Raw genomic sequence first — 23,382 nt, forward strand, 5'->3', positions numbered from 1 at the left:
AAAAAATAAAGAGAGAGAAAATTTTGTTTTAAAGATACTTCAAAAGCTTAGATAAAGAGGCATATTTTTCGTGTTTTTCTTTAATTTGGAAAATTCTCAATCAAACTATTGACTTTATGAATGGATTTTTATTACAATTGTATCTCGACTGAAAAAATTGGAACGGACAGGAGGGAATCATCAAATGAACAACATTTTTGAAGAAGAGTTACAAAAAATGAAAGATACTTTAAGTACGATGGATGATCAATTAGAACAGCTTGAAAAAATCCCGGTTTATTATGGAGAAGATTTTAAAGAGCAAATTCTTGAAAGTATGAGGGAATCTAATAGACAAAATTTACGTATTGGTGTACATGAGCCGTACTTTGGAAGATTAGATTTTCAGGAGGATGGCAAGGAAGATGTAATGCCGATTTACATCGGTAAAGTAGGTGTTTCAGATAAAGATACGATGAAACCAATTGTAATTGATTGGCGAGCACCTGTCGCGAGTATGTTTTATTCATTTACCGGTGGTGATGAACTGGCATTTTATCATTCACCAGACGGATTAGTAGAAGGCGATGTTTATTTAAAACGAAACATTTCGATTCGAAAGAGAGAACTAGAACGTGTTGTTGATACATATGTAAAAGGAAATGAAGATGTCTCGCATGCTGATGATTTTCTTCTATATCGATTAGGTGAGAATAAAGATAATAAATTAAAAGATATCGTTTCGACTATACAATCGGAGCAAAATGATATTATTCGTGCGGAAAGAAACTTACCATTATTAATTCAAGGGGTTGCAGGGAGCGGAAAAACAACGATCGCTTTACATCGCCTTGCTTTTTTAATTTATGAATATCGGGAACAACTTGAAGCGGAGAGAATGATCGTATTCGCTCCAAACAGTTTGTTTTTAGACTATATTTCAAGTGTACTTCCTGAGTTAGGGGTAGGAAATATTAGTCAAACAACGTTTCCAGATTGGGCATTGCGTCTGCTAGAGGGTTCAGTGAAACTGAAGCAGACAGAAGAAAAATTAAAAGAAGCTTTCTCAATTAATCGCGATGAAAAAAAGGTTATGCTAGGTAAATTGAAAGGCACGCTGGAATTTAAGTCGTTTATTGAAGAAAGAATGATTCAATTTGAAAAAGATTTAATGCCAACAAAAGATTTTGAGGCATGGGATAAAGCTGTTATTCCAGTGGAAGACGTTAAAAAATGGATGCAGGTTGAATATAAACACTATCCATTAAAGAAAAGAAGAGAACGTTTAGTCGGCCGTATGAAGCGCTGGATTGAAATTGAGCTTAAAAAGTTTGGAGAAACAAACGAGAAAAAATTACTAAAAAAAGAAGCGACAAAGAGATTGAACACATATATGAATTTTTGGCCGAAAATGAGCCCGCTTTCACTATATAATTCAATGATAAAGAGTAAAGAAATACTCGAAGTATTACCTGAAGAACTTGTTCAAGAAACAGAAAAGAATTGTCGTAAAAAGGAAGTGTATGTAGAAGACTTACCAGCTTTAATTTACATACATCATCGCATAACAGGAATTGAAATTGGACAAAAGTTCCATCACGTCGTTATTGATGAAGCGCAGGATTTCTCGCCATTCCAAGTATATGTATTAAAAGAAATTACACTAGGTAATTCTTTCACTATATTAGGTGATTTATCTCAAGCGATTTATGATTATCAAGGAATTGAAGATTGGAATGCTTTTAAGGAAGTATTCCAAGAAACAGGTTATTATGAACTGACGAGAAGTTATCGTTCTACAAAAGAAATTATTGAATTTGCGAATGAAATAATAAGAAATGCAGAAATTCCTGTAGGACTTGCTACACCAGTTTTCCGTAGCGGTGAAGACGTGAAAGTAATTCGGGCAGAGGACCAATTTACTGAAGTTTTACAGACAGTACAGCATTTACAAAATGAAGATGTGAAAACAATTGCGGTAATTGGAAGAACAGATGATGAATGCCGTGATATATATGAGAAATTAACAAATGCAGGGTTGACTGTTAACTTCATTGAAGCAGATCAAAGTAAGTATGAAGGTGGCATTTCGGTAGTACCTGTATACTTGGCGAAAGGATTAGAATTTGATGCAGTACTTCTAATCGACGTTGATGAGGAGCATTACAAAAATACAAAACATGATGCGAAATTATTGTATGTCGGATGTACAAGATCGCTGCATGATTTATGGATTTTCTATAGTGGGGAAGTATCTCCGTTAATTAAGAGATAGGGATATACAACAAATTCAAGAGGCTTTTCTAGTAATGAACAGAAGACCTCTTGTTTTTCTATATAAAGATACGGAGGAGAAAATGGAATGATTACAAAAGTAATAACAAAAAGAAATTGGGAAATCGCCAAAACAACTAGAGAGATTAATGAAGCCTCTCTTAAAGATGAGGGGTTCATTCATTGTTCATTATTAGATCAAGCTTTAAAAGTTGCTCAAAAACATTTCAGTCATGAAGAAGATGTATTATTACTTACAATTGATCCATCCCTAGTAAATGCAGAAATAAAATATGAACTTGCTTCTAACGGTCAAGAATACCCGCATGTATATGGAGTAATCAATTTTGAGGCAATTGTAGGTGTTGTTCCATTTCTTAAAGAAAAGGGAGATTTTTTATTACCAGAGGGAAAAAATTAAGAGTGTTATAGGTATTTAAGTTTGCTAGAAAAGCGCAAATTATATAGTTTGTGCTTTTTATTGTATATATTTTTTGAAAAATTATTGTTTTTGTCACACTAATACTGTACGATACATAGTATAAAACACATACTGTATGACATATAGTAATGGAAATGAGGTGGGTGAATGGATACTTTATTAAATTCATTAATTACTGAGCTAAGGAGAGGGACATTGACATTAGCGGTTTTAAGTCAACTAAGAACGCCGCAATATGGATATTCGCTTGTCCAATTATTGGAGCAATCAGGAATCGTAATCGATCAAAGTACTTTATATCCACTACTTCGCCGATTAGAAAAGCAGGAGCTAGTGACGAGTAGTTGGGATAAAACGGAGAGTAGACCTCGTAAGTATTATGTTTTAAGCGAATACGGATTAGAGATATTTTTACAGTTAAAAAAGGAATGGATAAAGGATTCGAAAGAACTTTATAACTTATTAAAGGAGGAGGACAAGAATGAGTTTGATTGATATGTACGTCAATGAAGTTGCGAAGAGATTACCTGAAAAAAATCGTGAAGATATTACGCTTGAATTACGGTCGACAATAGAGGATATGTTACCTGATGAGTACAATGAGGAAGATGTAAAAAGTGTCCTTGAAAAATTGGGGAGCCCGGTTTCATTGGCTAATGGGTATTTGGATAGACCGATGCATTTAATTGGGCCACGTTATTTTGATGTGTATACGACATTATTAAAAATGATCATACCAATTGCAGCTGTTATCGCACTCATTTCAATGGTTGCAGAAAATTTTATAGGCTATACTGGTGATCAAGCAGTATTAAATGTTATTTTACAATTGATAGGAAAAGGCATTGGGGAAATTGTCGAAGTAGGCCTCCATGTATTTTTCTGGTTGACACTTGTATTTGCTGTTATAGAAAGAACGGATAAAGAAAAGGACCCACAACCATTAACAACAAGTTTAAAAAAATGGACGCCAGATGATTTGAAAAATATTTCGTATATCCCGAAGAAAAAGGCGATCTCAAAGTTTGAAGTGTTTGGAGGTTTGATGTGGACTGCAATATGGGCCACACTTTACTTTTATGCGAATCATCTTGTAGGTATATATCATGGTACAGAAAGCGGACTGAAATTTGTCGCGCCAACTTTTAATCAAGATGTGTTACTTCAGTATTGGCCAATCGTTGTAATTATGATCGTATTTGAAATAGGTATATCTCTTTATAAGTTAGTACAAGGACAATGGACGAAAAAGTTGGCAATTTGGAATGGTATTCTTCAAATAGGTGGAACAATAGTATTCATTGTAATTGTAGTAAATCCGCATTTATTTAACGAAGGATTTATTACGTATGTGGCAAATGTGTTTACTACTTCTCCAGAGGAATTTAAAAAGTGGTTAATTGGTGGAGGTATTATCATTTATATTTTATCTGCCGCATTAAATATATTTGATGGTTTCCGAAAAACTCGTATTCGTATCTAGGAATGAAAAAGAAAAGTTGATAAATAGGTGATTAAAGAAGATAAACATTATGAAAGGAAGAAAGCAATGATAAGGGAAGCAAGGAAACAAGATGTAACATACATTTTAGATATTTATAATGATGCAATCTTTAATTCAACAGCTGTATATGCGTTTAAACCTGTAACCCTTGAAAATAGAATAGATTGGTATGAACAAAAAAAGGCTGATGGCTATCCAATTTTAGTCTATGAGCTAGATAATAAAGTAGTAGGATTTGCGACATTTGGCCCCTTTAGGGCATGGCCTGCCTATAAATATTCAGTTGAACATTCTGTGTATGTTGATAGGGAATATAGAAAAAATGGAATTGGGTCCTCTTTAATGGAAGAATTAATCACAATTGCAAAAGAAAGAGAATATATGACCTTAATTGCTGGAATTGATGCGGAAAATGAAAAAAGCATTGCACTGCATAAAAACTTCGGATTTGTTTATTCGGGAACAATAAAAAAGGCTGGTTATAAGTTCAATGGATGGCTAGATTTAGCTTTTTATCAATTGGAGCTTAATGGTCCTGAAAACCCTACTGAAGAATAGCTGTATTTATTGTTGTAAAATGATTTGAAAAAGAAATTGTATATATTTCAAAAGATAGTATGAAGAAATCTCATACTATCTTTTTTGTATTCACCAATATAATTTAACAAAAAAGGGTTTTTACATTTCATATCGAATTTTCAGAGGGTGATAAAACAATATAAAAAGAGGAATGAATATGGAAACGGTCATACGAAAAATAAAAGAAATACAAACTGGTCAAGTTGGAATACTTGTTTGTTCAACAAAGAATGGAAATATAGTTGCTGCCTATAACAATGAGCTGTACGTTCCGTTAGCATCAGCAGCAAAAGTGGCAATTGGATTTGCAGTAGCAAAGATGGTAAAGGATAAACTTATTAGTTGGAGTGATACACTTTATGACATTAAGTATAATCCAAATGAGGATAGTGCGCAGTTATATCCTCACTTACAAGACAGAGCTACATTAGCACTTAGTAAAGCGGTTGAAGTAATGATAGCATGTCACGACAGTTATATTGCTGAGTCAATTGTGATGCACTGCGGAGGATGGGATACTATTAGAGAATATGTTTCAACCTACTTTTCAAAGATTCACATACAAGAAAACCCTAGAGATGAACAAAATGTTGGAGAGTTAAATCAAGTACATACACTTTTAGTACACATTTTTCAAGGATACAAATCAGAACCAGAATTATGGGAACCTATTATTAATGGAATGGTAAGACAACAAGGAGAGTATGAAGGTATACCTTATTATCATCTAGCACATATGACAGGTGGATTGCCCACGGCTACAATAAATATTGGTATAATAGGAATGTTTCATGAATTTCCGTTTCTTTATGTAATTGGGGGAAGAGATTTACCTAATCGATTTGATAATAAAGAGGTTGATGAAACAATTCTAGAAGCTTTGAAGTGCTTATATAAAGAATATAAGATGACAAGTGAAACAAACGTTGTAACCGATAATTGAATAAAAACGTTATTTTAATAGCAGGGAGGAGAATAGTGCACCTAAAGGAGTATGCCGTTTACAAAGGTGAATCCCTCATATATATCGGGACTATAAGGTAATGCGCTCAGCATATGGGAGTGTCTGGTGATTTCTAACATAAAAAGAGAGCACAAAGGCTCTCCTTAATGGTTTTGTGATCCGCCAGCAAAACGAAAAGCTCAAGTACATCAATACATTAGAAATTTTGTGAACACGAAGTACAAGGTCCACCAGTCGGCTGAAATACAACATTGTCAACAAAAGCTGTTGCGCCTTCTCCGCCTGTAGCAGTATTTTGGAAAGAAATACATGCTGTAGTTACAGTAGCTGGTATACATACAACAAGGATATAATGTTGGAAAAGAGATTGCGGCTGATTCATAACTGGTACAATATGTGGAATATTTAATGGACCAAGAGTTACAGGGGCAGGAGGACATGCTTGCCCAAGTTCTGGAAAAGATACTGAAGCTATAAGAAATGCACCATCCCTTACATCTGCAGCAAAAGAAAGCGTATAACAACAACCTGCGTCAACATCAACTGTTTGATTAATACTTCCACCTGGATTAATTGATGCAGCTAAGAGACTAAATGAACCATCTGACAGAAACCGGCCACTATGAACGTTTGGAAACCCTACTTCTGAAACGGAACCTGCTTGATTCCAACCTGGAACTGGATCTCCTACTACTGCTGGCTCGTCAAATCCAGGGTTGTCAAGAATATTATTACATGGACAACACCCTACTGCTGTTGGACCTGTTGGACCTGTTGGACCTGTTGGACCTGTTGGACCTGTTGGACCCGTTGGACCCGTTGGACCAATTTCAGGTGGAGGCATAGGGGGACCAAAACATTCGCACGGAATATGAAATTTCTTTTTAAATTCACTCATTTTTACACCATCCTTATCATTCACCCACTTACACTCTATAGTCTATGATTTGGCTAACACTTAAGTATAAGGAAAAAGCCTTTAAAAATAAAAATAAACATAAGCCCTTATGAAACAAATATAAACCTATTCTAAAATAAATAAGGAACATGGTTTTACTTAAAACAGTACTTATTTTTTGGCCATCTATTTTATTATAAATTACTAGTTTAATCGTCATGAGTTATGCAAGGACGAGGCATGTATCAATGCCGGGATTAATTAGTTTTTTGTTTTGTTACACATGGTAGATTTGTATTGATCAATCTATTGAAATGATGCAGTGAAAATTATAAGAATTGAAAGGAAGAAGTATATATGAAGCATATAGAAACCGGTTCTCGCACTGAAGGAGAATACATTAAAAATAAAGTGATTCAATATAACATGTCTATATTAAAAGATGAAGTAAAGCAACCGATGGAACAAGTAAGCTTCGTAGTGAAAGATGAAGATGGAAAAATCTTTGGCGGGGTAACAGGAACGATGTATTTTTATCATCTTCATATCGATTTTTTATGGGTGGATGAATCAGTTCGTCATGATGGTTATGGTAGTCAATTGCTACATAAAATTGAGGACATTGCGAAGGAAAAAGGGTGTAGACTCATTTTACTAGATTCATTTAGTTTCCAAGCACCAGATTTTTATAAAAAGCACGGATACCGAGAATATGGTGTTGTTGAAGATCATCCTAAAGCGCATAGTCAACACTTTTTAGAAAAGAGATTATAATAATATTATGTATACTAGTTGATGGGAGGGAGAAAGAAAATGTACACGTATAAATTACAACATGAACAACCAATCTGTGTAGAAAAAATAAAGAAACTTTACGATTCTGTAGGCTGGTGGCCAGAAAGAAAAGAAGTCGATATTGAAAAAATGTTAAAAAATAGTATAGCAATTGGAGTATGGGAAGAAAACGAATTAATTGGATTTGCTAGAGTTGTTACTGATGGTGTTTTTCGGGCGTATATTGAAGATGTTGTCGTACATGAAAGTGTAAGAAACAAAGGAATTGGTGAGAAGATGCTAACATTGTTACTGAAAGAGATTTCTCATATTGATATTGTTAGTCTATTTTGCGGAGAGAAACTAATAAAGTTTTATGGTAAACAGCAATTTCAAGAGACGAAGCAAATTGTGATGCATCGTAATCAAATAGTGAAAGAATAAGAGGTGCCAATTAGAATGAATGCAACAAGAGCATATTGTTTATCGAAAAGAAAAGCGACAGAAGATTCTCCAGATGGCTGGAGTGCAACATGTATGAGGTTAAATAATAAAATATTTGCGATAGTGAATCATGAAGAAGGGGAAAAAGCTGCAATTACATTAAAATGTGATCCAGAACTCTCTTTACGAATAAGGGAAGATTACCCGGAAACAATTATTCCTGGATATCATATGAATAAAAAACATTGGAATACGGTGTACATACATAAGGATGTAGGACAAGAACAAATTAATAAGATGATAGATTGGTCGTATGATTTAGTATTACAATCGTTTTCAAAGAAAAAGCAGCAAGAGTTATTGGATTAAATACAAAGTGAAGTCGACTATAAATAGCTAGTAAAATGATTATATTTTACTAGCTATTTGCAGTTTAAAATTATGAATTAGGGGATTTTGAAATGAATACGAAACGAAATAGATTACTATATGCATTGTTTACTATAGTTGTTATTATTTTAGGTCTTAGTTCAAGAAAGTTTGCTTTTGCGTTACCAGATTTGTTAAATGAGTACTTAGGTGATGCTTTATGGGCATTAATGATTTTTACTGGATTCGGATTTTTGTTTCCTAAAATAGAAACGAGGAAATTAGCTTTTATTAGTTTGATATTTTGCTACGGGATTGAAATTAGCCAATTGTACCATGCGGAATGGATTGATAGCATTCGCGCAACGACTTTAGGTGGACTCGTATTAGGTTACGGATTTTTATGGAGTGATTTAGTGGCTTACACAATTGGTGTTGGAGTCGGATTGTTTTGCGAGTATATATTATGGAAGAAATAAGTGACTTTAAAAAGGGGGATTTGTACATGAAGGATATATTAGAAATTGCAAAGTTTTGGTTTCAAGATAAAGATGTCACAGCTACTGAAATACAACCAAACGTAACAAAGATTCATTGTAATAATAAAGCGTATATTTTAAAGGAAAAGGGATCGATAAAACAGTTTCTAGTTGAACTAAATGTATTAGAACAGCTTGATGAAAAAGGAGCTAAAGTACAAAAATTAGTAAAAACGAGAAATGATGAAAGGTACGTATTTTATAAAGAGAAGTATTATTGTTTGTACGAATATGTTGCCGGAAGTGTACTAGAAATAAAAGATACAGAAAAGCTAAAAGTGCTAGGAAGCACAATTGGAGAGGAAATAGCTAATTTACATCACGAACTAAATTTAGTGAATAGTGCTAACGAGTTAATAAAAAGAGAGTTATATAAAGTGGTATACGAATCGGCATTACCGAATTTAGTAAAGAATGAGCATGTTCATCAGGATGTAATTCAAAAAATGGATCAAATACATACAACTTTCAAGGAAACGGTTCACTCATTACCGAAACAAATTATTCATCGCGATATGCACTTATCAAATGTAATCTTTAGAGAAAGTGATTTTCAAGGGTTTATCGATTTTGAGCTTCTAGAAGAAAACGTTAGAGTATTCGATTTATGCTATTGCTGTACAAGTATTTTAAGTGAGATATTTAGTGATGAAACATTAAGAGGGAAATGGTTACAAATTGTAAGTGAAATTTTTAAAGGATATTATAAGCAAAACATTTTAACGAGAGAAGAACTACAATCAATTTGGTATGTAATGCTTTCAATTCAAATTATATTTATTACTTATTTTGTTCAGTTAAAAGATTTACTAAAGTTAAATGAAGAGATGTTTTTATGGATTTTTGCTAATAAGGAAGATATTGAAGAATCTATAGAACGAATCGTACTCATATGAAAAAAATAATATTAATAGGTTCTGGTGGTTCAGGAAAATCTACATTAGCAAAACAGTTAGGGAATAAATTAAATATTAAGGTGCATCATCTTGATGCACTATTTTGGAAACCAAATTGGGAGGGTGTACCGAAAGAGGAACAAAGAACGGTTCAAAATGAATTAGTTAAAGAAGAAAAGTGGATTATTGATGGGAATTATGGCGGGACAATGGACATAAGAATTAACGCAGCTGATACAATTATCTTCCTTGATATTCATAGAACAATATGTGTTTATCGTGCTTTTAAGAGAATTGTACAATATCGAAATAAAACAAGACCGGATATGGGTGCTGGATGTGAAGAAAGATTTGACTTGCAATTTTTCAAATGGATATGGGAGTATCCTAAAACTAAACGCCCTTCAATTTTAAAGAGGCTAAATCAATTGAGTAAGGATACAGATGTTATTATTTTAAAATCTTCAAATGAAGTAAGACTATTTTTAGAGAAGCACGATACCATAAATAGTTAGATTATAAAAAGAAGTAACATGGGGGGATAGGATTGAATAGATTCATTGGCCCGGTTGATTCTAATATGGTGAAAATTCCAGCAGGAAAAGTGGAATTAAGAGATGATCGAATAAAAAAAGAATGGCAAGTTCAAATAAAACCATTTCTTCTTGCAAAGTATGTTGTAACAGCGGAAATATATTACGCAATTACGAATCGTGCACTAAATGGTAATGAAAATGGTAATAAACCTGTTGTAAATATTTCATGGCATGATGCAATTGCTTTTTGTAATTTACTGTCTAAAATAGCAGGGTTTACAGAGTATTATTCTATACAAGATGATGGGAAAAAGGTTAGTTGTAACTTACATTCAAATGGCTATCGATTACCGACTGAGGCAGAGTGGCAATACGCATGTAAAGCTGGTACGACGGGATATACGTATGGGGAACTTCAGAAAATAGCATGGTATAATGAAAATTCAAATGGACAAATTCATGACGTCGGTAAAAAAGAGCCGAATGCATGGGGACTTTATGATATGTTAGGGAACGTTTGGGAATGGTGCTATGATTTGTATGATGAAACAGTGTACGGGTCATACCGCATTTTTCGTGGTGGTAGTTGGGCTGAAGCAGCTAGAGGTTGCGGTGCCACTTGTCGCCGTCGTAGTCATCCTACATTTTATATAGATGATCTTGGTTTTAGGCTTGCTAGGTCAATTTAGCAGGAAAATGATACATATAACACCGTAAAGAGTATGGAAAGTATCCATACTCTTTACAACATAGAAATTTTTAAATTTAAGGAGTGTTTATAATGGCACGTGTTTTATTCATTAACGCTGGATCAGAAGGACATATAAATCCAACATTACAAGTTGTAGAAGAACTGATTTCTCGTGGTGAAGAGGTAGTTTATTTTTCAATAGAGGCCTTCAGGGATCGTATTGAGAAGACAGGTGCTACTGTACGAACATTTGACGATCAAAAATTTATACAAGCATTTCTTTCCGGTGGTCGAAATTATTTACAGGAAAGAATAAACGGCCTTCTACATACAACGGATGTTGTAATACCTTGTGTTTTAGAACAAATTGAAGGAGAACATTTTGATTACATGATTCATGATTCTATGTTTGGCTGTGGCCGTTTACTTGCTCAAATTCTAAAGCTTCCAGCAATAAATTCATGCACATCGTTTGCACAGGACGAAAAATCATTTAAACAAATGTTAGACCATCTTTCTAAAAATATCCCACTGGAAGTTCAGGATAGAGTACATAATGATTTTGAAAACTTAACTAATGGAATTAAAGAAAAATATGGTGTTGATATAAACGCACCGTATGAAGTTTTCTGTAATCCAGCTTCACTTACTATTGTGTATACAATTAAGGAGTTCCAACCTTTTGGGGATACATTTAATGAAACATTCAAATTTGTGGGTCCATCTATATCTACACAAGTGAAAAATGAAGGTTTTGATTACACTCCAATTGAAGAAAAAAGCCTGATTTACATTTCATTAGGTACTGTTTTTAATGAAGCGCTTGATTTTTATAAACTTTGTATGAAGGCGTTCGAGAATAGTAAGCATACAATTGTTATGTCTATTGGCAACAAAACGGAAATAAGTGATTTAGGTAATATCCCTAAAAACTTCATTGTGAAAAACTATGTACCACAAACTGAACTTCTCAAATATACGAAACTATTTATTACACACGGCGGGATGAACAGTACACATGAAGGACTTTATAATGGGGTGCCACTAATTGTAATTCCGCAAAGTGCGGATCAGCCAGTAATTGCGAAGCAGGTGGAGACTCTCGGGGCAGGAATTAAGTTACATATGAAAGAAATAACTGAGGATCAACTACGTGAAAGTGTAGGTTTAGTATTAAATAACTCTTCATTCAAAGAAACTGCTTTGAATATGAAGGAGTCATTCCGAAAATCAGGTGGGTATAAGCAAGCTGCAGATGAAATTTTAAAATTTACAGGCCGTTATTAAAACTATACATGTGAAAGTGTGTCTATATTAAATGGTATAGACACTTTTATGTTATATGAAGCGAGGAATTGATGAAATGGAAAGAATGAATTTTGTTAGGTTTAATATGTATTGTATGCGGTAACTGTATGGTTATGGACGACAATATTATTTAGAAAATGAAAGTAAAACATCTAAATAGGATGCTTTTTATTTTATCTTGTAATTTTTATTTTTTATATCTGATAAACTTAATACTAAGCTACATAACATTGCTAGTGCGAGAATAAAACTCAGCCAGTTAAATGTATTTTCTGTAATATATATTGAAATGCATATTGTAGAAAAATAAATTAATCCTGCAATAAATAAGTATACGTCACGCTTTAAAGATTTTAATGTCCCCATTCTTTTCACCTCTGCTTTGTTTGAGTTATGTTATAAAAAAGGACCTGCATACCTGCAGATTCTCTTGGTGATGACTTCTAATTATGCAACTCATTGCTAATAATAGGGTATATTAAGTTACGAGAAATATCAATTATTAAAATGCGAATGTCTTTTTCCAAGAATCTATTGTTTTAAAAAACATCGCTTGGATCATTCATTTATGAACGGAGCGTATACTAGGACTAATAAATACTTGTGCAGTCTATAATTTGACGAATTACAGTATGGGTGATGGATTTAGAATATGGAATAGCAAAGCCTCTTCTACAAGAATAAAATCAAATTAAACGTTATACAAATAAAAAAACGATGATTCCTGAGTGTGCAAGGATCACCATTTTTTTATTTGTAAGAAGCGTAAATTTAGCGGTATAAGAGTATATATCGAATGCATCTCTATTCATAGTATTGTTGGGATAGCACTAAATTTCCGTCTAGAATATTCATTAAAGAGGCTTTGAAACGAATAAGATACAGAAAGGGTATTATATGAATCCATAATGCAGATTCATATAATACCCTATGTATCACGCCAATTCTTTCATCATAAGTATGTGCGGAATTCCATCTTCCATAAATACGTCGGAAGAAGTTTGATAACCTAATTTTTCATAAAACCCTTCAGCTTGTGTTTGACCGTGTAGTTTAACTTTTTTTGCTTCTTTGTTACGAGCAATCTCTTCTAGTGCTTTGATTATTACTTTTCCTAATCCGTATTTGCGATAGTCTTTTAAAATACAAATTCGTTCTAGTTTACCCATTCCGTCAACGAATCGTATACGACCAGTTCCTACAGGAAGCTCATTATAATAAACTAAAACATGTTTACATTTCTCACCGATTTCATCAAATGTATCGAATTCATCTTCAAGTGGGACACCTTGTTCTTTTACAAAGACTTCTTTTCGAATGTGAAAGGCAGTTTCTAAATCTGTAAGTTCTGTTATGAGTTTGGATTGCAAATTGTTCAGCCCTTTCTAGTGTGTTATGAATGTGTTTTCATAGTATATCATAATGTAATACTATAAAAGCACAAAAAAAAGACTGACTTGCGAAAGTCAGTTTTTAATATGGTTAATATTCTTTTATACCGTTTTCTGTTCCGATGATCGCTTTGCTCGTCATATTAATAAATAATCCTGTTTCAACTACACCGGTAATCATTTTTAACTTTGTATGTGTTTCATTTGGATTCAATATTTTGTTTGGAAAAATACTATCAATAATTAAATTGCCGTTATCAGTTATAAAAGGTCCGTCATCCTTCATACGTAAACGTGTTTCGCATCCTAAAGCTTGCACTCGCTTTTCAGTTTGCTTCCAAGAGAAGGGGATGATTTCAACAGGAAGTGGAAAGACACCTAAGTGTGAAACGAGTTTGGATTCATCTGCAATAATGATAAGTTCTTTAGAGGAAGCGGCAACAATTTTTTCACGAAGTAATGCACCACCGCCGCCTTTTATTAACTGTAAATTTGAATTCATTTCATCTGCTCCATCAATTGTGAGATCAAGTATATCAATTTCATTTAAAGAGATTAGCGGAATAGATAATTGCTTTGCTAATACTTCAGTTTCTTTTGATGTCGGTACAGCTTGAATAGATAACCCTTCTTGTACACGTTGACCTAACTTTTGTATCGTCCAATATACGGTTGAACCCGTACCAAGTCCAATCGTCATACCATCTCTTACAAAGCCAGCAGCATATTCGCCTGCAAGTTGTTTTAAATTCATCATTTTACTCCGCCGGGCGTGGTCCAGCATCTAAACCGGAATTTTCAACTGTAAGTATAGGGCGAACAGTAATATCTTTATGTACACGCATTTGGCACGATAATCGTAAGTGGTCTTCAATTCCTTTTTCCGTAATAGCTTGTTTTTCATCATTTGTCGCCTCGCAAAAATCACCTGCAATGACTTCAATTCGGCAAGTTGTACATCTGGCTTTGCCACCGCAACGATGAAGAATGTGTACACCGTTATCTTCAAGTGCTAATACTAATTTCGTTCCTTTTTTAATATCAAAAGTTCCGGTACCTTCCACTGTTAATTTTGGCAAATTGATTCCTCCTCATGTAAAATTCTATATAACATATTTATGACCCGTATTCATGAACATAAACATAAAATTTTTTTACAAGCACCGTAACTTTTTTATTTGTTCAATCGTTTAATAAATAAGCGCTGAAAAGGAGTGGTTATTTTGTGCACAAAAGTAACTCAGATTTTAAAGAATCATATCGATATGAATCATTCAAATATAAATTTATTAATCGAACATTATGCAGAGGTAAAAAGATACTGTACGTTTTTGACGAAGAATAAATGGGATGGGGAAGACCTTGCCCAAGAAGCAATTTGCAAAGTTCTTCAAAAGTATAGTGAGAAGAAAATTTGTATAACACTTCTGTATAAAATTGCTCGAAATCAATGGTTAGATCAAATGAAATCAAAATCCGTTCAAGAAAAGTTAGAACAGCAAATTACATTTGAAGAACCACATGAAAAAATTGCAGATTTGCATGAAATGGTAGGGAAAGTATTGTCTTCGTTAAATGTGCAACAATCTGTAATTTTATTATTGAAGGATGTTTTTCAGTATAGTATCGCGGATATCGCTAAAGTATGTTCGGTATCAGAAGGTGCAGTAAAAGCATCGTTATTTAGGAGTAGAAATAGGCTGAAAACTGTAAGTGAAGAAGGCATTGAAATAGTGGAGTACACGGATGATGTTGAAATCGTTGTAACTTCTATTCGTGAAGAAAGACCTGAATTGTTGACGAAACTTCTCCCAACAATAGACTTCACTAAGTTACCATCAATACAACCGGTGTTATTATTCAGTATGAAAAAACCTTCTTCTTACAGTTGTATGCTTAGTGCGGCATAAAATAGATGGAGGGATTTAATATGAATGCAATTCCTTACGTAGTAGAACAAACGAAATTAGGAGAGCGCTCCTATGATATATATTCAAGGTTATTAAAAGACCGAATTATTATGATCGGTTCAGAAATTAACGATCAAGTTGCAAGCAGTGTAGTAGCACAATTATTATTTTTAGAAGCGGAAGACGCAGAAAAAGATATATTCCTCTATATCAATAGTCCGGGCGGTTCAACGACAGCAGGATTTGCAATATTAGATACGATGAACCTTATTAAACCAGATGTGCAAACACTTTGTATGGGCTTTGCGGCATCATTTGGTGCGCTTTTACTATTAGCTGGCGCAAAGGGAAAAAGATTTGCGCTCCCTAACAGTGAAATTATGATTCATCAGCCGCTCGGCGGTGTAAAAGGGCAAGCAACGGAGATTGAAATTACAGCAAAAAGAATATTAAAGTTAAAACATGATATTAACAAAATCATATCTGATCGAACAGGGCAACCAGTAGAAAAGGTAGCTCATGATACAGAAAGAGATTATTTTATGACGGCAGTAGAAGCGAAGGAATATGGAATTGTCGATGCAGTTATTGAGAAAAAATAATATTAAACAGGCTAGAGAATAGGTTGAATTCTCTAGCCTGTTTTTGTCGTTCTTTATTCTTTTATCCATTCATCAACTAAAGCTTGATTTTTTTTAATCCATTTTCGCGCGGCTTCTTCCGGATCTTTCGTTTTATTTAGCATGACCATTAAAGTACCTAGTTGTTCATCGTTCATTTTCCATTGATCAAAGTATTTCACAATATCCGGATGATCTTTTTCGAAACCTTTACGAACTGAGTAATAAATGTCATCTTTTTCACCATATACTTTCTTAGGGTCTTTTAAATATTTTAAGTCAAATTCTGAAAAGCCCCAATGAGGATTCCAAAGCGTAACAGCGATTGGTTTCTTTTTCGTATATGCCTTCTTTAGTTCGCTCATCATCGCAGCTTCTGAAGATTGGACAAGTTTTAGTTTTATATCATATTCCTTCATTGCTTTATTTGTTAAATTCATAAGGCTACTACCAGGTTCAATCCCAACAATTTTATTATCTAGCTCATCTTTATGTGCATTTAAATCTTCAATACTGTTAACGTTTTTCACATAAGAAGGGACGACTAAACCAAGCCCGGTACCTTCATACCATTTTGATTTTAAGACGATGTCATCTTTGTAACGCGCATTTAATGGTTTATCCGTAACAGGAAGCCATACTTCTAGATTCGCATCAACATCACCGCGTGCAACGCCAGTCCATATCGCAGCTTTTTCTAAATACATGAGTTCAACTTTATAGCCTTTTTCTTCTAATAAAACTTTCCACATATTTGCGGTTGCGATATTTTCTTTCCAACTTGTTACACCAAGTTTAATTTTTCCTTTCGAATTTGCATTTGTTGCATTACAAGAAGTGAAAATCATACTAATAAATAGTAACAGACTTATAATCCATATTTTTTTTCGCATTCAAAACCTCCTGTGAAGCTTTTGCTTTTTATAAATTAATCTATAAGTGAACCTTCTTATTATGAACGGAAACAAGAATTTTTAAAGAAATCTTATATATGTCATTTTTATGTAATATTTCTCTGTAAAATCGCAACACTATGTAAATAGATGGGTAGAAAAGGAGTAGTGACATGGATAATACAAAGGTACGTGTTGAAAATGTAACAAAAGTCTTTGGGAAACATCCGCAACGAGCGCTTACCTTATTAAAAGAAGGAAAAAGCAAATCCGAAATTTTAAAGGAGACAGGAATGAACGTTGGTGTGAAAAAAGCAACGTTTGAAGTATACACTGGAGAAATTTTCGTTATTATGGGTTTGTCTGGTAGTGGGAAATCTACATTGGTTCGAATGCTAAATCAATTAATTAAACCGACAGCGGGGCATATATACATAGATGGTGAAGATATCGCGACGATGGGAAAAGAAGAGTTGCGAAGAGTAAGAAGAACGAAGATGAGCATGGTGTTTCAAAAGTTCGCTTTATTTCCACACCGTACAGTGATACAAAACGTTGCGTACGGGTTAGAAATTCAAGGAGTTCCAGTAGAGGAAAGAGAAAATAAGGCGTTAGAATCGCTACAGTTAGTAGGGCTAGATCATCATAAAGATAATTACCCAAGTCAACTTAGTGGTGGTATGCAGCAGCGTGTTGGAATCGCAAGGGCATTAACGAATAATCCAGATGTATTGTTAATGGATGAGTCATTTAGTGCTTTAGATCCACTGATTCGAAAAGAAATGCAAGATGAATTGTTAGAGTTACAAGATAAAATGGAAAAAACAATTATATTTATTACACATGATTTAGATGAAGCGCTTCGCATTGGAGATCGTATCGCATTAATGAAAGATGGAGAAATCGTTCAAATTGGAACGCCGGAAGAAATTATGATGAGTCCTGCCAATGAATTTGTAGAGAAATTCGTGGCGGACGTGAATTTAGGAAAAGTAATTACGGCGGAATCTATATTAAAACGACCGGAGACTTTATTAATTGATCGTGGACCACGTGTAGCACTTCAAATTATGAGGAATGCAGGTGTTTCTACCGTATATGTTGTAAACAAAAAGTATGAATTTTTAGGTATATTAACTGCGGATGATGCAAGTAAAGCAGTACAAAAACAGTGGCCGATTGCTGATTTATTACTTAACGATATTCCGCACGTTTATTTAGATACTTTACTTGAAGAAACGTATGCAAAAATGGCGGAGATGAAATATCCGTTACCCGTAATTGATGAGAAGAAAAGGTTAAGAGGAATTATTAAACGTGAAAGTGTCATTCAAGCTCTTGCAGGTAACATTGAGGAAGAGGTGAAAGACGATGAATAATATTCCGCGCATTCCATTAGGTGAATGGGTTGATTCATTTGTTGCAAGTTTATATGAGCACTTTGAAGGCTTGTTCCGAGGATTCTCCTATATTATTGGTGGATTTGTTGATTTACTCACTAATTTTTTAACAATAATACCAGCCATATTGATGATTATTCTCCTATGTTTCCTCATTTGGTATACAACGAGAAAATTATCTTTAGTTATTTTTACGCTCATCGGATTATTATTTATTTTAAATATTAACTACTGGGCACAAACGATGCAAACATTAGCGCTCGTACTTACGTCAGTTATTATTTCAATTATTATCGGAATTCCCATTGGCATTTTAGCATCTCAAAATGAACGTTTCTCAAAATTTTTAAAACCGACATTAGATTTTATGCAAACAATGCCGGCATTCGTTTATTTGATACCAGCCATTACGTTTTTTGGTGTAGGCGTTGTACCTGGTATTATTGCATCGGTAATTTTCGCTATGCCACCGACAATTCGTTTTACAGACTTAGGAATTAGACAAGTTCCAGAAGATTTAATTGAAGCTGCGAATGCATTTGGCTCTACCGCATCACAAAAATTATTTAAAGTACAATTACCGCTCGCAACCGGAACGATCATGGCTGGCGTGAATCAAAGTATTATGCTTTCATTATCAATGGTTGTAACAGCTTCACTTGTAGGAGCGCCAGGACTTGGCGTCGATGTATATCGCTCTGTAACACAAGTAAATATCGGAATGGGATTTGAAGCTGGACTAGCTATCGTCGTGATTGCGATTATATTAGACCGAATTACGCAAGGGTTTTATACAAAAAGAAAATAATGCAAAAAACACACTTTATACTACAAAGTGTGTTTTTTGCATTCGAATTACATCCGAACAATAACAGAACCTCCAGCTGGTGCACAAACTTGGTTTTGCTGTTGTTCCATTGATTTTATTAAATGATTATTTTCTTCGATTAAAGAGATTAACTTAGCTAATTGGCTTTCAAGGCTTGCGATGCGCTGCATCATATATTGAGAATCATGATGCAGTGTATTTCTTACAGGATGGGGGGAGTAAGCATATTGTTGATTTATATTTGGATTCCAATGAGGATACATTTGAGTCGTTCCTCCTTCAATAAATTACTGATCTTTCTTATAGTAAATGCCTATGTATATGTAATGGTGACTTGAAAATTTTTCAAAATAAGAGGAGTATGTACAGGAAATGGAAAAGTAATACATTTATAGTTTAAAGTACATTTTTTGGAAATATCCAAGGGGAATAGCGGATAAATTAGGATATTATCACGTTTATGTAAATAGATATTATATAGGGAGAAATGATTGGAGGAGATGCAATTTTGTCTAAAAATATAAAAAGAAATGATGCAATGACAATTGGTGTCGTTATAGGTGTTATAACCGGTGTGTTTCAAGGGTACTTTACAAATAATTTAGTAATCGGAATTGTGATTGGGATCGTAATTGGGATTGCATTTTTGAAGAAAGAATGAGTGTAAATTTATTTCAAAAATTGCTGTATTAAAGGAAAGAATTTTCGGAATATAAATCCTGTTTTTCCTTTTTTTATGATATTATAAATAAAAAGGATGGTGATGGATATGTCAACTAACAATCAAGTAGAACAAAATTGCTTTATTTGCGAAAAACATATAGGAAACATTACAGTTCCAGGTGGAGCTATTTACGAAGATAAACTAGTTTACGTTGGACATGTCCACTGGGATAGCGAAGAAACATACCTTGGTTATGTAATGATAGATATAAAAAGACATGTACCTGGTCTTGCTGAACTCACAGATGAAGAAGCGAAAGCGTTCGGACTTATAACAAGTAGAGTAAGTAAAGCGCTAAAAGAAAGCGAAGGAGCAGAACATATTTATACTTTCGTTTCAGGTAATGGTGTACCACATATGCATATGCACATTATACCGCGTTATCCAAATACACCAAAAGAGTTTTGGTCACCGACTGAAGTAGCAAATTGGACTGGTGCACCACATGGAGATTCAGAGAAAATTAAAAAACTATGCGAAAGAATACGAAAGTATATGGTGAATGAGTATGCATACAACAAATAATACACAATATTCATGGGTTGGAAGTAGAGAAATGTGTTTAGATGAGGTTTCAGTTAAGCAATATGGTGATATTGTACTTGGTAAATACGGCGGAAATATAAGCGCCGGAGCAAAAAAGAATGAAGATGGTGCATTAGTTTGGTCGAATGATGATTGGGAATTCACCGTTATATTAGACGGACATAATAGTGCAGAAAGTGTTGAATTAGTAGTAAATACAATCCAAAAAGAAAATGAAAATATAAAAGCGATTATGAAAGAATCAATTAAAACAGTATTTCGATCTGTTGAAAATCATATACTTGCAATTTTTCAATCGCAGTCATTTAAAGAAAAATGCAAAAATGCAAAAGGTGAAACAGCCTGCTTAATATGTGTAAGAAAAGAAAAGTACATATGGTGGCTATCTATTGGTGATTGCCTAGTTTATGTATTTCATGATGAATTACATAAACTAGGACAATATACATTGAATCAACGCCACTTTTACGAATGGATTGGAAATGTAAACACATTTGATTTACCGGTTCCTTGCTATTCTTCAGGAATTCGTGAATTACGTACTGGAAAGAATCGAATTGTAATGGTGACAGATGGGGTATTGGAATGTGGAGAACGCCGGTATGAAACGCCATTAAATCTTTATAATGATATGAATGGAAATAATATTGAGTTAAAAGAAAATATTCATAATGTGTTAGAACATGTTCATCATCAATTCGGACGAGATAGTGCGACAATTATTAGTTGGGACGTTGAAAATAAAATACATGCTACGTATCCGAGTGATCAGCCGGAGAAAATTAAAGTGAAAAAATAAAGAGGAGAGGGTTTTCTGTCAGTTACAAAAATATCCTTATTAATTTTATGGGTGCTATCTTTATTGGTTTTTGAAAGGATAGCGAGAAGACAGTTAAATATACCGAAACAAAAAGGATGGAATAGCCAATATGTGAATGATACACATAAGTGGGGAAATAGAATTATCATTTCCTCTTATATAGTTGTTATTGCTATAAGCACTTTTCTTCCAAATCGTATATTTATGGGCTATGCACCTCTTTTATTTTTTATTACGTTATATGGATTTCAATCATATATGGAGTGGAAATATGATAAGGAATCGCGTGAGTTTTTGATTTCATTATTAGGAGTTGTAGCATTAATAATAACAGGGTTTATACTATATTTCTTCCTTTAAAATAGTATAAATTTAAAGGAAGAGGGAGAGAAGAAATGAAAAGACCTTTCTTACGTGCAGAAGAAATCATTTTTAATGAAAATCATTCAAGAATACTCGTTCAATAACCGTTAAGATAGTCCACTTTATTTTAAACAATTCAATGAAGTAATAGGAGGAATGATATTGAGAACCTATACATTTTGGATCATAATTTTTGTTTTTTGTATAGCGGGCTACTTTTTGGATCGATTTTTAAGAAAAAAATTGAATATGCCAAAGAGCGGGTTTTGGGGATATAATAAATATGTAAATAGCTTACATAAAAAATTGGAAATAGGACTGCTTTTTGTTTATTTAATAATTAGTTTTATTTACATCTTTAAATTCGAAAGCACTAATATTTGGTTTATCATTTTCACTTATTTAGGGGTTACGTGGATCCTAAGGACATGGATGGAATGGAAGTATGATAGAGAATCGAAAGAATATATTTTTTCGATAATTGGATTATTTGCATTTATTTTTATGACTTCGATGCTATTTTACTTCGTTCCACCTGCTACATAATAAAAAAATATTGATGCGAGAGATATAAGAGGATGGATTATTTTGGATTCAACCGTAATTTTAAAAATGGATTCGTGAAAAATTTAAAGATCAATCACTTATAATAATAGGTATTGAGGGTACAAATGTTGAAATCATAAAGTAAATAGTAACCATTTATCTGAAAGATGATAAATGGTTACTATTCGTGTTAAAGTTACATTTTCTTAAAACTCCTCAAAACAAGAAACTCCCACAATCTCCAAGGAAGAACCTTCTTCGCAAAGATCATAAATTTTACGCTTTTCCCAATTGGATATCGTAATGTAGTACGCCTTGCTTCAGCAATTTCTACGATTTTATTGGCAACATCTATCGGATTACCAAGTGTATCGTTGCCATTGTTTATGTGCTTTTGTATTTTATCCATATACTCTTTGTAAGGAGAGGTTGTATCAGATTGGTTTTCAGCTAATTGTTTACCAACTTCCCATATATTCGTGTTATAAGAACCTGGTTCAATTAAAGCAACATCTATTCCGAACGGTTTTACTTCTAAGCGAAGGGATTCACTCCAGCCTTCTAATGCATATTTTGAAGAAACGTAAGGGGATAAACCAGGGAATCCGACTTGGCCGCTAATACTGCTTATATTAATAATTTTTCCGCTTTTCTGTTCTCTCATATAAGGTAAAACAAGTTGAGTAATTGATATAGCTCCAAAAAGGTTCGTTTCAAATTGTTTACGGTATTCCTCTACTGGAATTTCTTCTACAAAGCCCCCATTTGCATATCCTGCATTATTAATGAGAAGGTTAACTCTGCTTATTCCTTTTAAATATAATTGAAAGTTATGTATAGAGTTTTGATCGGTTACATCTAATTGTTGAATTTTTATGTTTTGCTGTAAGTTGAGTTTAGTAACTTGAGAAATTAAATCTTCTTGTTTATTAAGGTTTCGCATTGTAGCGATGACTAAATAGCCTTTTTTCGCAAGCTCAAGTGTTGTTAAAAGACCGAATCCACTTGAAGCCCCGGTTATAACTGCGATTTTTTTATTCATTTTTTGCTCACTTTCTTTTTCTTTTATCATAACGAGTTATGAAAAGAAAATCTATTATTCCTATATTTGCAATGAGAGCAATACCCGTTAATTCTATATTC

General features: G+C 33.6%; 30 protein-coding genes. 23 read left to right on the forward strand and 7 right to left on the reverse strand.

Translation table 11 applies throughout. The features are described from left to right. Nucleotides 1–184: 184 nt before the first annotated feature. The 6 genes from Q3V31_RS17095 to Q3V31_RS17120 all read left to right on the forward strand — a co-directional run bounded on the left by Q3V31_RS17095 (nt 185) and on the right by Q3V31_RS17120 (nt 5,721). Nucleotides 185–2,254 carry a HelD family protein gene (locus Q3V31_RS17095; protein WP_090813535.1) on the forward strand — a complete coding sequence of 690 codons (2,070 nt, stop codon included), beginning with the start codon at nt 185–187 and terminating at the stop codon, nt 2,252–2,254. 87 nt (nt 2,255–2,341) lie between these two features. After that, nucleotides 2,342–2,674, forward strand: coding sequence for a DUF952 domain-containing protein (locus tag Q3V31_RS17100; protein WP_242400378.1), 333 nt, complete (start codon nt 2,342–2,344; stop codon nt 2,672–2,674). Between the two features lie 168 nt (nt 2,675–2,842). Beyond that, complete coding sequence (locus Q3V31_RS17105) at nt 2,843–3,190, forward strand: PadR family transcriptional regulator (protein WP_098498384.1); 348 nt, start codon at nt 2,843–2,845, stop codon at nt 3,188–3,190. Further along, complete coding sequence (locus Q3V31_RS17110) at nt 3,177–4,178, forward strand: HAAS signaling domain-containing protein (RefSeq protein WP_329765662.1); 1,002 nt, start codon at nt 3,177–3,179, stop codon at nt 4,176–4,178. The genes Q3V31_RS17105 and Q3V31_RS17110 overlap by 14 nt, the downstream gene beginning before the upstream one ends. A gap of 66 nt (nt 4,179–4,244) precedes the next feature. Further along, nucleotides 4,245–4,757, forward strand: coding sequence for a GNAT family N-acetyltransferase (locus Q3V31_RS17115; RefSeq protein ID WP_329765773.1), 513 nt, complete (start codon nt 4,245–4,247; stop codon nt 4,755–4,757). 178 nt (nt 4,758–4,935) lie between these two features. Then, on the forward strand, nt 4,936–5,721 hold the full coding sequence (locus Q3V31_RS17120; RefSeq protein WP_329765663.1) for a serine hydrolase: 786 nt from the start codon (nt 4,936–4,938) through the stop codon (nt 5,719–5,721). 217 nt (nt 5,722–5,938) lie between these two features. Here the strand turns inward: Q3V31_RS17120 and Q3V31_RS17125 are convergent, their stop codons facing one another. Further along, nucleotides 5,939–6,640, reverse strand: coding sequence for a hypothetical protein (locus Q3V31_RS17125; protein ID WP_098219635.1), 702 nt, complete (start codon nt 6,638–6,640; stop codon nt 5,939–5,941). 357 nt (nt 6,641–6,997) lie between these two features. Between Q3V31_RS17125 and Q3V31_RS17130 the strand changes: the two genes are divergently transcribed. From Q3V31_RS17130 to Q3V31_RS17165, 8 genes are all read left to right on the forward strand, one after another. Beyond that, on the forward strand, nt 6,998–7,414 hold the full coding sequence (locus Q3V31_RS17130; protein WP_090813534.1) for a GNAT family N-acetyltransferase: 417 nt from the start codon (nt 6,998–7,000) through the stop codon (nt 7,412–7,414). Nucleotides 7,415–7,453: 39 nt separating this feature from the next. Further along, entirely contained in the window at nt 7,454–7,858 is a 405-nt protein-coding gene (locus Q3V31_RS17135; protein WP_090813533.1) for a GNAT family N-acetyltransferase, read from the forward strand. Between the two features lie 15 nt (nt 7,859–7,873). After that, nucleotides 7,874–8,227: an MmcQ/YjbR family DNA-binding protein gene (locus Q3V31_RS17140; protein WP_000994618.1), complete on the forward strand. Its 354-nt coding sequence runs from the start codon at nt 7,874–7,876 to the stop codon at nt 8,225–8,227. A gap of 92 nt (nt 8,228–8,319) precedes the next feature. Then, on the forward strand, nt 8,320–8,706 hold the full coding sequence (locus Q3V31_RS17145; protein WP_329765664.1) for a ribosomal maturation YjgA family protein: 387 nt from the start codon (nt 8,320–8,322) through the stop codon (nt 8,704–8,706). 26 nt (nt 8,707–8,732) lie between these two features. Continuing rightward, nucleotides 8,733–9,662 carry a phosphotransferase enzyme family protein gene (locus tag Q3V31_RS17150; RefSeq protein WP_098219637.1) on the forward strand — a complete coding sequence of 310 codons (930 nt, stop codon included), beginning with the start codon at nt 8,733–8,735 and terminating at the stop codon, nt 9,660–9,662. Then, nucleotides 9,659–10,177, forward strand: a complete 519-nt coding sequence (locus Q3V31_RS17155) for a DNA topology modulation protein (RefSeq protein ID WP_000720539.1) — start codon at nt 9,659–9,661, stop codon at nt 10,175–10,177. The genes Q3V31_RS17150 and Q3V31_RS17155 overlap by 4 nt, the downstream gene beginning before the upstream one ends. Nucleotides 10,178–10,209: 32 nt before the next feature. Next, nucleotides 10,210–10,887, forward strand: a complete 678-nt coding sequence (locus Q3V31_RS17160; RefSeq protein ID WP_001078761.1) for a formylglycine-generating enzyme family protein — start codon at nt 10,210–10,212, stop codon at nt 10,885–10,887. 92 nt (nt 10,888–10,979) lie between these two features. After that, nucleotides 10,980–12,176, forward strand: a complete 1,197-nt coding sequence (locus tag Q3V31_RS17165; RefSeq protein WP_329765665.1) for a macrolide family glycosyltransferase — start codon at nt 10,980–10,982, stop codon at nt 12,174–12,176. Between the two features lie 956 nt (nt 12,177–13,132). Here the strand turns inward: Q3V31_RS17165 and Q3V31_RS17170 are convergent. The 3 genes from Q3V31_RS17170 to Q3V31_RS17180 all read right to left on the reverse strand — a co-directional run bounded on the left by Q3V31_RS17170 (nt 13,133) and on the right by Q3V31_RS17180 (nt 14,667). Then, nucleotides 13,133–13,567, reverse strand: coding sequence for a GNAT family N-acetyltransferase (locus Q3V31_RS17170; protein WP_001190877.1), 435 nt, complete (start codon nt 13,565–13,567; stop codon nt 13,133–13,135). Nucleotides 13,568–13,679: 112 nt separating this feature from the next. Beyond that, nucleotides 13,680–14,342: a ribose 5-phosphate isomerase A gene (gene rpiA, locus Q3V31_RS17175; protein WP_001049978.1), complete on the reverse strand. Its 663-nt coding sequence runs from the start codon at nt 14,340–14,342 to the stop codon at nt 13,680–13,682. Between the two features lie 4 nt (nt 14,343–14,346). Further along, nucleotides 14,347–14,667: a 2Fe-2S iron-sulfur cluster-binding protein gene (locus Q3V31_RS17180; RefSeq protein ID WP_071734435.1), complete on the reverse strand. Its 321-nt coding sequence runs from the start codon at nt 14,665–14,667 to the stop codon at nt 14,347–14,349. Between the two features lie 144 nt (nt 14,668–14,811). On the opposite strand from Q3V31_RS17180, the gene Q3V31_RS17185 reads away from it, so the two are divergent. Continuing rightward, nucleotides 14,812–15,498 (forward strand): RNA polymerase subunit sigma-70, encoded by a 687-nt coding sequence (locus Q3V31_RS17185; protein ID WP_000337527.1) that lies wholly within the window; start codon nt 14,812–14,814, stop codon nt 15,496–15,498. Between the two features lie 20 nt (nt 15,499–15,518). Then, entirely contained in the window at nt 15,519–16,100 is a 582-nt protein-coding gene (clpP, locus tag Q3V31_RS17190; RefSeq protein ID WP_002147396.1) for an ATP-dependent Clp endopeptidase proteolytic subunit ClpP, read from the forward strand. A gap of 53 nt (nt 16,101–16,153) precedes the next feature. On the opposite strand, the gene Q3V31_RS17195 is transcribed toward clpP, so the two are convergent. After that, nucleotides 16,154–17,011 carry a glycine betaine ABC transporter substrate-binding protein gene (locus tag Q3V31_RS17195; RefSeq protein ID WP_001227642.1) on the reverse strand — a complete coding sequence of 286 codons (858 nt, stop codon included), beginning with the start codon at nt 17,009–17,011 and terminating at the stop codon, nt 16,154–16,156. 173 nt (nt 17,012–17,184) lie between these two features. Between Q3V31_RS17195 and Q3V31_RS17200 the strand changes: the two genes are divergently transcribed. Both Q3V31_RS17200 and Q3V31_RS17205 read left to right on the forward strand, forming a co-directional pair. Further along, nucleotides 17,185–18,390 carry a quaternary amine ABC transporter ATP-binding protein gene (locus Q3V31_RS17200; RefSeq protein WP_000370622.1) on the forward strand — a complete coding sequence of 402 codons (1,206 nt, stop codon included), beginning with the start codon at nt 17,185–17,187 and terminating at the stop codon, nt 18,388–18,390. Then, nucleotides 18,383–19,219 carry an ABC transporter permease gene (locus tag Q3V31_RS17205; RefSeq protein WP_001059834.1) on the forward strand — a complete coding sequence of 279 codons (837 nt, stop codon included), beginning with the start codon at nt 18,383–18,385 and terminating at the stop codon, nt 19,217–19,219. Before Q3V31_RS17200 ends, Q3V31_RS17205 begins: the two co-directional genes overlap by 8 nt. 47 nt (nt 19,220–19,266) lie before the next feature. Here the strand turns inward: Q3V31_RS17205 and Q3V31_RS17210 are convergent, their stop codons facing one another. Then, nucleotides 19,267–19,503, reverse strand: a complete 237-nt coding sequence (locus Q3V31_RS17210; protein ID WP_000283216.1) for a hypothetical protein — start codon at nt 19,501–19,503, stop codon at nt 19,267–19,269. Nucleotides 19,504–19,727: 224 nt separating this feature from the next. Between Q3V31_RS17210 and Q3V31_RS17215 the strand changes: the two genes are divergently transcribed. From Q3V31_RS17215 to Q3V31_RS17235, 5 genes are all read left to right on the forward strand, one after another. Continuing rightward, nucleotides 19,728–19,901 carry a hypothetical protein gene (locus Q3V31_RS17215; protein WP_000579044.1) on the forward strand — a complete coding sequence of 58 codons (174 nt, stop codon included), beginning with the start codon at nt 19,728–19,730 and terminating at the stop codon, nt 19,899–19,901. A gap of 108 nt (nt 19,902–20,009) precedes the next feature. Further along, nucleotides 20,010–20,489 (forward strand): HIT family protein, encoded by a 480-nt coding sequence (locus Q3V31_RS17220; RefSeq protein WP_000106232.1) that lies wholly within the window; start codon nt 20,010–20,012, stop codon nt 20,487–20,489. After that, nucleotides 20,467–21,309: a PP2C family serine/threonine-protein phosphatase gene (locus Q3V31_RS17225; protein WP_329765666.1), complete on the forward strand. Its 843-nt coding sequence runs from the start codon at nt 20,467–20,469 to the stop codon at nt 21,307–21,309. The genes Q3V31_RS17220 and Q3V31_RS17225 overlap by 23 nt, the downstream gene beginning before the upstream one ends. 63 nt (nt 21,310–21,372) lie before the next feature. Next, nucleotides 21,373–21,690 carry a DUF4181 domain-containing protein gene (locus Q3V31_RS17230; RefSeq protein ID WP_090813526.1) on the forward strand — a complete coding sequence of 106 codons (318 nt, stop codon included), beginning with the start codon at nt 21,373–21,375 and terminating at the stop codon, nt 21,688–21,690. Nucleotides 21,691–21,855: 165 nt separating this feature from the next. Then, on the forward strand, nt 21,856–22,239 hold the full coding sequence (locus Q3V31_RS17235) for a DUF4181 domain-containing protein (protein WP_001261511.1): 384 nt from the start codon (nt 21,856–21,858) through the stop codon (nt 22,237–22,239). Nucleotides 22,240–22,435: 196 nt separating this feature from the next. Here the strand turns inward: Q3V31_RS17235 and Q3V31_RS17240 are convergent, their stop codons facing one another. Continuing rightward, nucleotides 22,436–23,281, reverse strand: a complete 846-nt coding sequence (locus Q3V31_RS17240) for an oxidoreductase (protein ID WP_218011625.1) — start codon at nt 23,279–23,281, stop codon at nt 22,436–22,438. Nucleotides 23,282–23,382 lie beyond the last annotated feature (101 nt).

Source organism: Bacillus nitratireducens (genome assembly GCF_036320425.1).
In the GTDB taxonomy this organism is placed as follows: Bacteria; Bacillota; Bacilli; order Bacillales; family Bacillaceae_G; genus Bacillus_A; species Bacillus_A nitratireducens.

Excerpts from the sequence above, each read along its gene's own strand:
- Q3V31_RS17095 (WP_090813535.1), top strand. The coding sequence starts at position 185 with ATGAACAACATTTTTGAAGAAGAGTTACAAAAAATGAAAGATACTTTA.
- Q3V31_RS17100 (WP_242400378.1), top strand. The coding sequence starts at position 2,342 with ATGATTACAAAAGTAATAACAAAAAGAAATTGGGAAATCGCCAAAACA.
- Q3V31_RS17105 (WP_098498384.1), top strand. The coding sequence starts at position 2,843 with ATGGATACTTTATTAAATTCATTAATTACTGAGCTAAGGAGAGGGACA.
- Q3V31_RS17110 (WP_329765662.1), top strand. The coding sequence starts at position 3,177 with ATGAGTTTGATTGATATGTACGTCAATGAAGTTGCGAAGAGATTACCT.
- Q3V31_RS17115 (WP_329765773.1), top strand. The coding sequence starts at position 4,245 with ATGATAAGGGAAGCAAGGAAACAAGATGTAACATACATTTTAGATATT.
- Q3V31_RS17120 (WP_329765663.1), top strand. The coding sequence starts at position 4,936 with ATGGAAACGGTCATACGAAAAATAAAAGAAATACAAACTGGTCAAGTT.
- Q3V31_RS17125 (WP_098219635.1), bottom strand. The coding sequence starts at position 6,640 with ATGAGTGAATTTAAAAAGAAATTTCATATTCCGTGCGAATGTTTTGGT.
- Q3V31_RS17130 (WP_090813534.1), top strand. The coding sequence starts at position 6,998 with ATGAAGCATATAGAAACCGGTTCTCGCACTGAAGGAGAATACATTAAA.
- Q3V31_RS17135 (WP_090813533.1), top strand. The coding sequence starts at position 7,454 with ATGTACACGTATAAATTACAACATGAACAACCAATCTGTGTAGAAAAA.
- Q3V31_RS17140 (WP_000994618.1), top strand. The coding sequence starts at position 7,874 with ATGAATGCAACAAGAGCATATTGTTTATCGAAAAGAAAAGCGACAGAA.
- Q3V31_RS17145 (WP_329765664.1), top strand. The coding sequence starts at position 8,320 with ATGAATACGAAACGAAATAGATTACTATATGCATTGTTTACTATAGTT.
- Q3V31_RS17150 (WP_098219637.1), top strand. The coding sequence starts at position 8,733 with ATGAAGGATATATTAGAAATTGCAAAGTTTTGGTTTCAAGATAAAGAT.
- Q3V31_RS17155 (WP_000720539.1), top strand. The coding sequence starts at position 9,659 with ATGAAAAAAATAATATTAATAGGTTCTGGTGGTTCAGGAAAATCTACA.
- Q3V31_RS17165 (WP_329765665.1), top strand. The coding sequence starts at position 10,980 with ATGGCACGTGTTTTATTCATTAACGCTGGATCAGAAGGACATATAAAT.
- rpiA (WP_001049978.1), bottom strand. The coding sequence starts at position 14,342 with ATGAATTTAAAACAACTTGCAGGCGAATATGCTGCTGGCTTTGTAAGA.
- clpP (WP_002147396.1), top strand. The coding sequence starts at position 15,519 with ATGAATGCAATTCCTTACGTAGTAGAACAAACGAAATTAGGAGAGCGC.
- Q3V31_RS17195 (WP_001227642.1), bottom strand. The coding sequence starts at position 17,011 with ATGCGAAAAAAAATATGGATTATAAGTCTGTTACTATTTATTAGTATG.
- Q3V31_RS17200 (WP_000370622.1), top strand. The coding sequence starts at position 17,185 with ATGGATAATACAAAGGTACGTGTTGAAAATGTAACAAAAGTCTTTGGG.
- Q3V31_RS17205 (WP_001059834.1), top strand. The coding sequence starts at position 18,383 with ATGAATAATATTCCGCGCATTCCATTAGGTGAATGGGTTGATTCATTT.
- Q3V31_RS17210 (WP_000283216.1), bottom strand. The coding sequence starts at position 19,503 with ATGTATCCTCATTGGAATCCAAATATAAATCAACAATATGCTTACTCC.
- Q3V31_RS17215 (WP_000579044.1), top strand. The coding sequence starts at position 19,728 with ATGATTGGAGGAGATGCAATTTTGTCTAAAAATATAAAAAGAAATGAT.
- Q3V31_RS17220 (WP_000106232.1), top strand. The coding sequence starts at position 20,010 with ATGTCAACTAACAATCAAGTAGAACAAAATTGCTTTATTTGCGAAAAA.
- Q3V31_RS17225 (WP_329765666.1), top strand. The coding sequence starts at position 20,467 with ATGAGTATGCATACAACAAATAATACACAATATTCATGGGTTGGAAGT.
- Q3V31_RS17240 (WP_218011625.1), bottom strand. The coding sequence starts at position 23,281 with ATGAATAAAAAAATCGCAGTTATAACCGGGGCTTCAAGTGGATTCGGT.